This window comes from Pseudoalteromonas sp. SG44-17, from assembly GCF_014164235.1.
GTDB classification, from domain to species: Bacteria; Pseudomonadota; Gammaproteobacteria; order Enterobacterales; family Alteromonadaceae; genus Pseudoalteromonas; species Pseudoalteromonas rhizosphaerae.
The window spans coordinates 25345-37408 of sequence record NZ_JACJEV010000041.1; the positions used below are offsets into that span (position 1 = coordinate 25345).

Annotated in this window: 14 protein-coding genes; 5 read left to right on the top strand and 9 right to left on the bottom strand. The window is 39.7% G+C overall.

Going from position 1 to position 12064, the window contains the following annotated elements:
* Window positions 1–7: 7 nt before the first annotated feature.
* From H5182_RS19745 to H5182_RS19755, 3 genes are all read left to right on the top strand, one after another.
* Window positions 8–1384 carry a lyase family protein gene (locus tag H5182_RS19745; protein ID WP_182760487.1) on the top strand — a complete coding sequence of 459 codons (1377 nt, stop codon included), beginning with the start codon at window positions 8–10 and terminating at the stop codon, window positions 1382–1384.
* A gap of 117 nt (window positions 1385–1501) precedes the next feature.
* Window positions 1502–1978: a hypothetical protein gene (locus H5182_RS19750; protein ID WP_182760488.1), complete on the top strand. Its 477-nt coding sequence runs from the start codon at window positions 1502–1504 to the stop codon at window positions 1976–1978.
* Window positions 1979–1989: 11 nt separating this feature from the next.
* On the top strand, window positions 1990–2388 hold the full coding sequence (locus H5182_RS19755) for a hypothetical protein (protein ID WP_182719305.1): 399 nt from the start codon (window positions 1990–1992) through the stop codon (window positions 2386–2388).
* Between the two features lie 19 nt (window positions 2389–2407).
* Here H5182_RS19755 and H5182_RS19760 read toward each other — a convergent pair whose 3' ends face one another.
* From H5182_RS19760 to H5182_RS19795, 8 genes are all read right to left on the bottom strand, one after another.
* Window positions 2408–2593 (bottom strand): hypothetical protein, encoded by a 186-nt coding sequence (locus tag H5182_RS19760; protein ID WP_145242705.1) that lies wholly within the window; start codon window positions 2591–2593, stop codon window positions 2408–2410.
* A 63-nt stretch (window positions 2594–2656) separates the two neighbouring features.
* Window positions 2657–2974: a hypothetical protein gene (locus H5182_RS19765; protein ID WP_145242704.1), complete on the bottom strand. Its 318-nt coding sequence runs from the start codon at window positions 2972–2974 to the stop codon at window positions 2657–2659.
* On the bottom strand, window positions 2971–3609 hold the full coding sequence (locus H5182_RS19770; protein ID WP_182760489.1) for a hypothetical protein: 639 nt from the start codon (window positions 3607–3609) through the stop codon (window positions 2971–2973). The genes H5182_RS19765 and H5182_RS19770 overlap by 4 nt, the downstream gene beginning before the upstream one ends.
* 65 nt (window positions 3610–3674) lie before the next feature.
* Entirely contained in the window at window positions 3675–4367 is a 693-nt protein-coding gene (locus H5182_RS19775) for a PspA/IM30 family protein (protein WP_145242702.1), read from the bottom strand.
* A gap of 30 nt (window positions 4368–4397) precedes the next feature.
* Entirely contained in the window at window positions 4398–4811 is a 414-nt protein-coding gene (locus tag H5182_RS19780; RefSeq protein WP_145242701.1) for a YjfI family protein, read from the bottom strand.
* Window positions 4812–4890: 79 nt separating this feature from the next.
* Window positions 4891–6612 (bottom strand): polyamine aminopropyltransferase, encoded by a 1722-nt coding sequence (locus H5182_RS19785; RefSeq protein ID WP_182760490.1) that lies wholly within the window; start codon window positions 6610–6612, stop codon window positions 4891–4893.
* Between the two features lie 3 nt (window positions 6613–6615).
* Window positions 6616–7515, bottom strand: coding sequence for a DUF350 domain-containing protein (locus H5182_RS19790; RefSeq protein WP_182719302.1), 900 nt, complete (start codon window positions 7513–7515; stop codon window positions 6616–6618).
* A gap of 38 nt (window positions 7516–7553) precedes the next feature.
* Window positions 7554–8486, bottom strand: coding sequence for a CHAD domain-containing protein (locus tag H5182_RS19795; RefSeq protein ID WP_145242697.1), 933 nt, complete (start codon window positions 8484–8486; stop codon window positions 7554–7556).
* A 481-nt stretch (window positions 8487–8967) separates the two neighbouring features.
* On the opposite strand from H5182_RS19795, the gene H5182_RS19800 reads away from it, so the two are divergent.
* Together H5182_RS19800 and H5182_RS19805 are read left to right on the top strand one after the other, a co-directional pair.
* Complete coding sequence (locus tag H5182_RS19800) at window positions 8968–9441, top strand: hypothetical protein (protein ID WP_182760491.1); 474 nt, start codon at window positions 8968–8970, stop codon at window positions 9439–9441.
* Between the two features lie 61 nt (window positions 9442–9502).
* Window positions 9503–10855, top strand: a complete 1353-nt coding sequence (locus tag H5182_RS19805; protein WP_182719299.1) for a hypothetical protein — start codon at window positions 9503–9505, stop codon at window positions 10853–10855.
* A 179-nt stretch (window positions 10856–11034) separates the two neighbouring features.
* Here H5182_RS19805 and H5182_RS19810 read toward each other — a convergent pair.
* Window positions 11035–12001, bottom strand: a protein-coding gene (locus tag H5182_RS19810; RefSeq protein WP_182760493.1) for an IS630 family transposase whose coding sequence is annotated in 2 segments (ribosomal slippage) — window positions 11035–11607 and window positions 11609–12001 — 966 coding nt in all. Because the reading frame shifts where the segments join, the coding sequence is not laid out codon by codon here.
* Window positions 12002–12064: the final 63 nt, after the last annotated feature.

Sequence of the window (12064 nt, forward strand, 5' to 3'; positions counted from 1 at the left end):
AGTTTTTATGAGCGAATTTAGAACCGAATCAGATAGTATGGGCGAATTACAAGTCCCTACAGATGCACTTTATCAAGCGCAAACTCAACGTGCTGTAAATAACTTTCGCATTAGCGATTTAGTAATGCCAAAACAGTTTATTACCGCTCTTGCTTATATCAAACAGGCCGCAGCGCAAAGCAACTACGAGCTAGGTCATCTCAGTAAAAATAAAGCACAGTCAATCGAGCGCGCATGCCAAGAGATCATTGATGGCGAACATTTAGAACACTTCCCTATTGATATATTTCAAACAGGGTCAGGCACTAGCACTAATATGAATGCTAATGAGGTGATTGCAACTTTAGCAAGTCGTTATGGTGATGAGGTTATCCATCCCAACGACGACGTAAACATGGGCCAAAGCTCTAACGACGTGATCCCTACCACTATTGCTGTAAGCAGTGTAATTAACGTGGTGTATGAACTATTTCCGGCGCTGGATCAGCTATCACAAACGTTGGAGCGCAAAAAGTCAGAAATAGGTGAAATCGTAAAAACGGGTCGAACTCATTTGATGGATGCCATGCCAGTGACATTTGCGCAAACTCTAGGGTCTTGGCAACACCAAGTTGATAGTGCAATGGCAGGGATCCGCTATAGCCTTGAAGGGGTATCTGCTTTAGCGCAAGGAGGCACAGCCGTTGGTACTGGTATAAATGCCGATCCCCTGTTTGCTGAGCAATTTTGTAAAAATCTCAGTGCCAACGTCGGTGTACGCTTTGTGCCAAGCAAGAACTTTTTTTATAACATAGGTTCGCAAGACACCATTGTCGCTTTATCAGGGCAGCTAAAAGTACTCGCTGTTGCACAAATGAAGATAGCAAACGACCTACGTTGGATGAATTCAGGTCCACTAGCTGGCCTTGGTGAAATCGAACTAGAAGCTTTACAACCCGGTTCATCAATTATGCCCGGTAAAGTAAATCCTGTGATCCCTGAAGCGGCAGCCATGGTTAGTGCACAAGTGATTGGTAATGACGCAACTATTACTGTTGCAGGTCAATCAGGTAACTTCGAACTCAATGTAATGTTACCAGTAATAGCTTACAATATTTTGCAAAGTATTGAGTTACTAGCAAATAGTAGCCAAGCATTAGCTGATAAAGCGATTCGATCCTTTAAAGTGAAACACACAAATATCGACAAAGCACTCGCCAAAAACCCCATATTAGTGACCGCGCTTAATCCAGTCATTGGTTATGCTAAAGCAGCTAAAATTGCCAAACAAGCATATCAAGATGGCCGTCCAATTCTTGATGTTGCTGAGCAAGAAACTGACCTATCACGTAGTGAGCTGGAAGCTTTACTCAATCCCGCAAAATTAACCCAAGGCGGACTATAAAAATATTAAACCCGTCCTTAGCGTCGGGTTTAACCTTTGAATGCCATAGTTTTTATTGCTGTGTTATCTGCAAAGTGTATGATGGTGGTTACTTGTTCACCACTATGAAGGTTTATCATGCGCTTATTTATTATCGCGCTTCTACTGCCGTTATGTTTATCGGCTTGTTCTGATGCTGCGACCCCGAATAACAATCAACTTAGCCCGGCTCCTGCAGCGCTAGTTAAAAATAATCAAGCGACTAAGTTAAATCCGCAACCAGAAGTTCCAGCAACAAGAGATAACATTAAAAAGGTCCACCAGCAATTACAGACACAAATTGCAGATCTAAACTGCGATAACAGCTCTCAATGTAAAGTATTACCGGTTGGTAGCCGTGCGTGCGGCGGCCCTAGTAGCTATATTGTTTACTCTAATAAAACGGCAAATGAGCAAGCCGTTGAAAAGTTAACTCAGCAGATCACCAGCCTTGAAAGCCAATTTAATGCACAGAACAAGATGATCAGTATTTGTCAGCACCTGACGGCCCCTGCGGCTCAGTGTATTGAAAATAAATGTGTTAAACTAGAAAGCTCTGCGACAAGTGTTTATTAAGGGAAACCAATATGAGTCGTTCATCATATTCTAAATTTTTAGTAACAACAGCCAGTTTGCTGATCCTCAGTGGTTGTGTCAGCACTTCTGACTCAACACCAGCAAACGGCAATGCAAATGTATCTAAATTAAATAGTGCATTGGCTGAGTTGGTGCAAGATAATAGCTGTACCGCGAGTTTTCAATGTAAGGTGCTTGAAGTAGGCCAACGCGCCTGTGGTGGTCCAAGCCGCTATGTAGTGTACTCAACCTTGCACACACAACAAGAAAATGCAGAACAGTTAGCGGATCAAATTACTCAGCAAGAAACTGCCGATAATAAAACCAATGGTTTAAATGATTGTTTACCGGTTTTACCTGTGCAAGCATTATGTATTGATCAGCAATGCCAGTCGTTTGAGCTAAAATAGTCGCTCTGCTGCAACCGCGCTATACCAATAATGGGATCAGCGCGGAAATTACCACGACCGCCACAATACAAATCCCCGCTTTAAAAATAAAATGCATCGGCATCTGCTTTTTAACCCAATAGGCATAAATAAACCGTAAGAAATAACTCGCTGCCGTGCCAAACAAAGCAAAAATTAGTAGATAGGCGATTAAAATAATATTCACAACAACTCATTATTTGATAATTTAAGCCCTAAGTGTAAGGGCTTAATAATCAGAAGGCAAAACCTAGCGTTTACTAGTTCGAGCAATCAGTAACTCAGCAACTTGCTGTTTTACTGCCCGCTTATCATCTGGGGCAACGCCAAAGCGTTCAGCAAGTAATGCTATTTCTTCATCATTAAGGTTAAATGATAAACGTTGACGCGTTTTTTTTGATTTAACCTCAAGTGATAAAATTTTGCGGATCATATCGGATGGCGTTAGCTCTTGATCAATGGCTTGCTTTTTTATCGATTTTTGCACTTCACTGCTAAGATCAAACGCCATTTGCGTGGCTCTTACAGCCTGCTCCTGACGTAACCATTTATCTTTTGCATTACTCACTGCGCATCTCCAGGGAACAGATCAACAATGTCTGTGATTGGTCGGGTTAAAGTGAGTGATACTTCAGTTTCTCCACCATCCCAAATCTCAATGTTTAAACCATGGCTCCCATCGCTCGACTCAAGGCAAATCATTTCGCATGGTTCGCCACCTTCTTGCTCATAGCGTGGTAATGGCTGGCTACGATAATCTTTATTATGAAAATAACACACAAATGGTGATTCACTTTGTTGATAGCTTTTAGCTAAAAACTGCATGTAACACTCTGGTGTATTTTTCACTTCTAAGTAGGTTAAATCGTCTTCGTCAAAGATGCGCGCAAACGCATCCAGTGTGAAGATTTCATCCACTTCATCACGTTGGATTTTGATTGAAAAATTCGCCCACTCTTCACCATCGCTGCGCTCTATTTGCAAAAAAACCACCTTGCCAGCATCACTTTCAAGTACTAGCTCATAATCAGCACTGTGCTGATATTGATAAGTTTGCACATCGGTAACGCGCAATGTTTGCCCTTTTAGCCAACTTGGGTAAGCAAACGAATCAATCACTGTGAACATATCACCTTTTTTAAGTTCACTAGGGTGATTTAATTGGCGTTCAGGGGCTTTTTTAGACTTAAAGAAGTTAAACATAGACTGCCTCATAAGCAAAAAAGGTAACTTATAATAAGTTACCTTTTAATAATCGTAATTGCGCGTTAGCCGTTTTGCTTCGCTTTAATACGCGCTAAGATATCTGCACTTTTTGGATTGCTATCACCAATTCCAGCTTCAGCCATTTTAGCTTTAAGATCATCGCCATTAGTGTCAGCTTCAAGTACTTTAGCAGCACCAAGCTGGTCACTACGATCTTGTTGACGTTGCTTAATACGCTCAAGTGATTGGCGTGCATTCGTCATCGACGAGCTATTAGTATTAAGTGTGCTATTTACTGCCATTGTTGCTTGTTGCACGCTTTCAGTGGTTTTAACCATAGTAAGCTGACGTTGGTTTTCTTTGATCGATTTTTCAGCATCTTTTACTTGCTGCTTCAACGTTACAATGTGATTGCTAAAACCAGCTAACACTTGATCATGCTCTGCTTTTTCAGCTTCAAAGTCGCCAATTTTCTCAGCAATTTCTAGCGCTAACGGTTCATTACCTTTTTCAAGTGCTTGACCTGCATACGCTTCGTGCTCAGCAATTGAGGCATCTAATGCGCTAATCTTACGCTTCGTTTGCATTTCTTTAGCCATCACTTCAGTTAGGCTTTTTTTAGCACGCTGCAGCGCGTTTTGCGCATCAGCAATTTCTTGTTCAAAGATACGAATCCCATTCGCGTCAACAATTGCTTCGCCCGCTTCACGCGCGCCGCCACGTACTGCTGTAAATAACTTTTTTAAAATACTCATAATCTTAACTCCACTTAAAATAGCTAGCTGTTAATCGTTTAAATAAATGGTTACCGCTTCTAATGCATCAATGGCATTATCAGCTAAAGTAACTAGCTCATGGGTAATATCATCAAACGATGAATTAACCGACAAAGCACCAAAGATCGCATATTTATCATCAATCTTCGCAAATGCACTCAGCGGGATTGGTACATTCAAACGTAATAAGGTTTCATTCAACTCATCACGTAGTTCAGGCTTCACTTCCTCATCAGCGAACAAATAGCTAATACATAACAGCTGCTCTTGTGTCTGAGTAACAAAAATAGGAAGCTCATCATTGCCATCTACTATGACTTGCAACACATCTTGCTCGCCTGGATTGGCAATCAAGAAAGACTCAAAGTTAGCGCCTTCAGTTTCAAAAGATGCTAGTTTTATTGAAAGTTCATTTAATTCCATGTCTCTGCCTTTTGTCATTTGACATATTATGTCTGAGTTAAGATTCGCATGGTCGACATATTATGTCAACCATGATTTATTAATTTTTATACAATTCACTTTCTATCTGCCATGCACTACGATAATAATCATATAAAGTACCTGAGCCTAATTGATTGACTTCAATATCATTTATTTGTTCAAAATAATGATTGGGGAATACGAATGCTGCCAATAAATATTTTTTACTGATCCATCTAGAAGCAACTGGTAAGCTTGTTATATCGCTAATTCTCGCACTTGCAGATTGACCTGTGGTGGTTGCAATCGTCCATCCCCATTGTCCAAATGATGGAATATTTTGCTGGTATTGCTCAACATGCTTAAAACCTGCCGCTTTGACTGTTTTACCAATACTTAAAAATGCTTTTTTAGCATGATAAGGCGAAGTCGACTGCACAGCCATTGCACCATCTGCGGCTAGTAATTGACGGATATGATTATAAAAATAGTCACTGTACATTTTATTTAAATCGGGATGATTCGGATCAGGTAAGTCAATAATGATGGTATCAAAACGCTTACCTTCATCAAGTAACCGCTCGACTTCAAGAAAAGCATCACCCACTTTAATATGCGATCGAGGATCAGCCATTGAGTGCTTATTAAGTTTAGTTAAGCGCTCATGAATAGCTGCCGGAGGATTAAATTCATCGTCATCATGACCAAATAAACTAAGTAACTGGGCATCTAAATCAATTAAGGTGACTTCTTTAACAGGCCACTTCAATACGTCTCTTAGTGCTAACCCATCACCACCGCCTATAATCAATACATTATCGTGACGGTTCGAGGCTAATAATGGCGGATACACTAACATTGAATGATAAATTTGTTCATCAATGCTAGAAAACTGTAAGCGGCCGTTTAAGTAAAGATCGGTAATTGGATCGGGTTGATTGCGGCTCAATCGCTCGGTTAACACCAGATGCTGATACTTAGTCGCTTCAGAATAAATAACTTTATCCTTATAAAGCACATTACTTAAATCTTTCATCCAGCTACTACCAAGCATTAAAATAAAACCAAATAACACCAGTAAAGCGATATGACATACCAGTAATAGTTTGGCGTAACGGACATAGCTATGATAACGCCATAAGAATGCCAAACCTGCGATAATATTAAATAGCGCAGTCCATGCTGCAGCCTGCATGATTGGCATAGCCAACATAATGCTAACCCAAATAGCCGCTCCAATACCTGCACCTATATAGTCGGCACCGTAGATCGTGCCAGCATTATTTTCTAAGAAACGACCATAAACATGCTGACGTATGCGAGCGATAAGTGGAATTTCCATACCGATTAATAGACCTAACAATAAGCCAAATACATAAGGAAGGAATCGTGACCACTCTTGGAGTTTTTGAAATATATAGCCGTTAAGAATTACATCAGCTGGTAGATTAAAAATGTCAGAAAAAATATGCGGTAAAGAATAACTAACAGCAATAACGCTGGCTATAGCTAAGATACAGCCCATACCAACAAGTGCAATAAGACTTTCAAGCCAAGCAAAGGCGGTAAAGGCATCCTTAAACCAACGCGCTAAAAAAGCCCCTATACCCATTGCTACGATCATAGTGCCTATCATCGCATAAATAGCGCTCTCTACAGAGCCTAAAACTCGTCCGGCATAATGAGATAGCAGATATTCATAAATAAGGCCACACCCAGCGAGTATGGCCATAACAGTAATTAATAAAAAATCATGCCCAAGTAAGGAGTACTTACTTGGGCTTTGCTTAAAATGTGACAAGTTTTACGCGCCTAATAGAGTTGCCATGGTAATACCCACAGCAAACGAGATTGCCGCTGAAATAGTTGCTACACCCACATTTTTTTGACGGTTCACTTCGTCTGATATATCGCAACCTGAAAGGATAATTTTAATCGTAATTAAATGCAGTACGATAAATGCAATTAAACTAATCAAAGCGCTAATCGCCCAGAAAATCAAGCTGGTGTTAATGCTATCTGCAGCATAAGGCGCGATACCTGAAGCCGCAGTAAGCGCAAGCGCGCTACCGATTAAAAAGCCAGCATAGCGAATACCAACAGCCAAGTTACCGTCAACAATTGCTTGTTGTAGGCAATCTCCACTTCGGTTAGTACGCTTAAATAGTTGTACGCGATACTGGCTCACGAGCAATAACGCAATGCTACCAATAATAAACGCTGCTATAACGATTGGTAAACCATGCCAGCCTTCTGTAGCCACCCAAAATAGCGCTGAGCGAATCACGATTGCCACACTCACAACATGGCCAAAATCAATCACCGCGGCAGTTACATTACCCTTCACTATTTCATCATGTAAGCTGACTTTGCGCAGTGCCACTTTATCTTGAAAAAAGTGCCCAAGCTTTATTAGCACAATAGCTAACAAACCATAAGCTGCCATTTGCAATGCTTCTTGCTGTAAGCTCACTGCAAATGCACCACTGCTTACACCCGTCAGCACAATTGCTAAAGCAACTAAGCCAGCAGCAAAGCTAATACCAAACGCAAAATTATCACGCTCAGTGATCTCATCATTGGCATGTAAGTTAGATACCCAACCTTTGATATATTTAAGGCTCACAAACAGTGCAATAATAATCGCAAAATCAATCGCGATTGCTTGTAGTGACCACATAGTTATTCCATTAAATTCGTACATATTCTTTAAACTCCAACACTAAATCTTTAAATAGCCGTTTACTTACCGCGACTGACACCGCGAGAGGTTCTATTATTGCTGTTTCTGACCGATCCAGAGTCTTTACTATAGCTACTGGTTTTGGAGTAACTACTGCGACTTTTTGGTGGTGTATAACTGCTACGACTTAACCCAGAAGCCCCAGTTTTTTTAGATGCATAAGGGCTTGTGAATTGCTTACCTTGGCGTTGATACGATTGCTTAGTACGTGTTTCAACGGCGGTTTGTGCTTTAATTTGCTTAGGGCTAGAATAACGCGCACGACCATAATCATTATAATAACTATACTTACGGCGCTTGCTCCAACTACCATATTCAACACGATCAAATACATCACCTAAAATGCGGTACATGCCATACCACTGCCAAAAGCTGATACCGCTACTGTTAGTTTGCCAATTACCATAATTAGGATTGCCGACTAACTGGTTGCCTTCACCAACCCCTTCAGCCTGCTGACTGATTGCACCGACACGCGCAAGCGAGCCACCCGACATATCAGCAAGCATATTAATAGGATCGGTCAAAGCATCCGAAAATAAAGCGGGCTTTGCAGCATCTCGCAACAAATCAATATTTTGCAGTGTTTCATCGTAAGGAGGAATAAGGTAAGTACTTTTGATATCAGCTAAGCGTTGTTGCAAACCTGAGTAAAGCGGGCCTTTTCGAGTTGCATCTTGCACGAGCACGCCAGCAATTTTAGCTAGCTCTGGCTTTTCATTGCTAAGTATACGGCCATATTCGCTTAATAAAGCGGCATTACGAATTGAGCCGTTATCTAAGGCACTACCAAGTCCTGCTAACTCAACTTCAGCTTTAGCTATAGATTGTTTAATTGTTTCTTGTAACTGCTCTTCTTTCGATTGACAGCCCATAAGTAAGCTTACCAAACAAAATAAACTGATAAGTTTCCAAGCTTTTATATTCGACATTCATGTCACCTGATTTACTAAATTAACCCAGCTAGTTTTACACAGCTCAGAAAGTAAACCAAGGAGGAAATTGCAACAAGATAATATTTTCTAAAGGTCAAAGGCTATGCTTTACTGCACTCAACTTTTAATTAGCTAGATGACAGCTACAGTCTCGACACGGGATCCCCATTCATAGTCGACAAACTCCCACACAAACATGAAGCGCTCAGCTCTTCTGCTTTATAAGCATAAGATCAGCGAGTAAACCTAGTAATAGTTTTTGTAATTTAGTTGGGTGCCCTCTCATTTGAATTTAAAAAAGTGCTCATTTAATAATGGATACTTAAACGTACAAATATCCATTACATAGTATGGCCTAGCTAACCAGATTGAATAATTTGTTCTTATTACATTGACAATGTTGCCTCATTAAAATAATGTAAAAAAGGTACAAAGCAGAGAATGAAAAATTCTCCAATTATATAATAAAGAATTTTTAATGAAGAAAATGTCTATTACCGCTTTTCTAATGTCTTCACTAATTTTAAGCACTCAAGCATTCGCCGCTGATTTCAGTATAACTAAAGAGAAGCAACCAAGCAGGATGCTAGTATTAAGCTCTGCCGGTGGTCTGTCATCATCTCTATTTTCTATATTACATGGCGATTTAAGAGATATTCCACTTGAGAGTAAAACAGGTAAAATTACTGGGATTAATTACACATCTGCAAATTACCCAGATTCTTTTGGCGAGATTGTTGAATTGTGCTTTTATCGAGCATATAACAACAATCCCGTTAAGTGCGAACCAATTGTGCCAAACTCTACTGGAGAGGTAACAGTATTTAATGGTGAGAGCTTCAAACCAGGTATTCAAGTATCAATTGTTCATAGAGTTGAAGCAACTGGTACTTTCCATTATTCAACACCAAATAGAATAGAAAGTATAACTTTTAACTACACAACTAACTAATTAACACCTTAGACTCCAAATTTAATCAAAGGAGTCTATTTTCGTTTAGAGGGTCAATAGTATGGATATACCTGATATCAAGAGAAGTTTGTTAAATGCGAGAAAAGCTTTTCCTCAGCCACAATCTGACCCCAAAAAAAGTAAGGATATAGAAATACATGCATCGGTTTCTTCATTATCGTCGAAATTAAGTAAGGCCAAAAGCTCTATTGATATTTCTAAATTAAGTCAGCAAAATTTATCTCTACATAAGGAAATACTCTCTTCAAATGCAAAAATAAATAGTGATGAGGTTGCCACAGCAAAATGGGAATTTGAACATTTATCCAAATCAAAACTTGAGACGATAGCATTAGACACAAGTAATACATTTAGCAGCTCAGAGAGGGTAGCTGCATATGAAAGATGGCACACACTTGATCAGCAAAACCTATCAAACCTAAAACGAGACAGCCTTAAATACGAAAGTAACGTTACCGCACTAGCATCATTTGAAGAATTACTATTATCTCATATGAACTCTTTTTCTTCTTTTAGTAAAGCGATGGTTTCCGATGAATATAGCTCGCAAGTAACATCACAGTTCGAGTCTATTTTAGATGAACGGGATTTAGAAAAAAGCAAAAATATAAGCCGGTCTGAGCATTATTATGAAGCTATGGTGACGGATATTTTTGGTGGTACTGAATCAGAAATTTTAAGCGGCGCTGATGGGATGTCCTTATCTAACTTAATGCGAAGTTCTTATGAATTTTTGACACAAGGAGATAGAGAGTTATTAGCTGATATCTATGAATATGCTGATAATAATAATATAGATTTTAAGTATATCCGTCAGTTTGCCAGTGATCTTGGTGGTTACAGAATGCATGACGATGGGAAGATACTTAATAATTTTAATAATGGACACTTCAACGGTGAAGGATACCAGCTTGCGGTCAGCTTTACGGATAAAGATCAAGCTACGATAAATAATATTCTTGATAGTCAGAAAAAATTATCTTCATCTGATATAGATGAGGGTTTCATTTCGTTTATGACTGAACCAGGTTTAAGTGCATTGTCTCATAGGGGTAGTTACCAATTTCTACAACATATGATAGAAATAAAAGCGGGAATAGTGCCAAGCTTTTCGGCTGAAAAATTTAAGGCTTTTGAAGATTCTTCTAAGGTTGATGATCGGTATGTTATTATTACTTCAGATAAGCAGCTCCTCAGACCAGAACCTGATGTTATTTGTAAAAATGGCACCTGTGAAGTAACCGAAAAAGGTCTTAAAAACAATGTTACTTTGGAGGAAAATAAAGGCAATCCAATATTAGATCTTAAATCTAACTCAATAAGCTCCCTGTTAGAACTCAGAGTGAACAATACAACCGAAAATAACACTCTATTTCAATGGCTTGCTGATTGAAGTCGAATTTATTTTAACAACCTTCTAGGCTAATACCAAACACATTTCGGATGCGACGCGCTATGGAGAGCACGCTGTGGTCATAGTTGATCACGCAAGCTGGCACATGGGCAATGTTGATGAAGGCATTAAAAATGTCTCTGTGATACCTTGCCTCCTTATACCAATCTGCATAAAGATTAAGTCAATTTTATCCAGTCTCTAGAGCATATGCTTTTAACCGTATCAGGCACTGAGATGAATTTATTCCACGCTTGCAATACCTGTTCGACTATTTCTTCATAACCACTAAATACACGGTTTGATAGACAGTGTTGCCGTATCCAACTCCATACTTGCTCTATTGGATTTAACTCCGGGGAGTAAGGCGGAAGTTTTATTAGTGTGACATTATTGAATGGTTGTACCGTATCAATAGTATGCCAACCAGCGCCATCAACGATCACGACCGCATGACGTCCTGCCTCCGTGGCTTTTGATATTAATTCCATGTGTTGCGTCATGACCTCTTTATTGACGATAGGGCTGATCAGCGCTTCTGTTTTACCATTACTTTGGCAGACTGCACCAAATAAGTATCCATACTCAAACTGCTGTTGTTTTGTTGCGCGAGGCCTCGAGCCTGTTTCAGCCCATAAGCGTGTTGTTTGATTCTGTTGTCCAAACCGTGCTTCATCTTGAAACCAAACATCAATGCGCTCTAAAGGGAGATGTCCTGGGGTGTGAAGGATCGTTTCCACTTGGAACTTTTTTAAAAGCCTCTTGGCTTTCTTTTGACTGCTTTGGGTGCTTAGAACGGCTTGTGATCCAGCTAAACCCACGCTTCTTGAGCAGTTTGTAAATATGATCTGTGTGATATCTTATGTTGAACTGGTCATAAATATACTGAGCAATATCTTCCCCCATTAGTCTGCCTCCTTCTGAAGAACTTGCTGACTGTTTTACATAATCTGACAGTGTGTTTAGTTGTTGTGAGGTTAATTTAGCTGGACGACCTTTAATCGGTTTGTTGTTCAAGCCAGTAACGCCATTATTAAGGTAGTTTGAAACCCATTTATTGACACTGCCGCGCGCTGTATTTAGCCGCTTAGCAATATTCGTTCTGTTTTCACCCTCAAAGAATAATGAAACAGCAAGCAGGCGTATGCGCTTTCTTGCATTAGGCTCTTTACGTGATAAAGCTAAAAGTTGCTTGGATTTTTCTAAGTT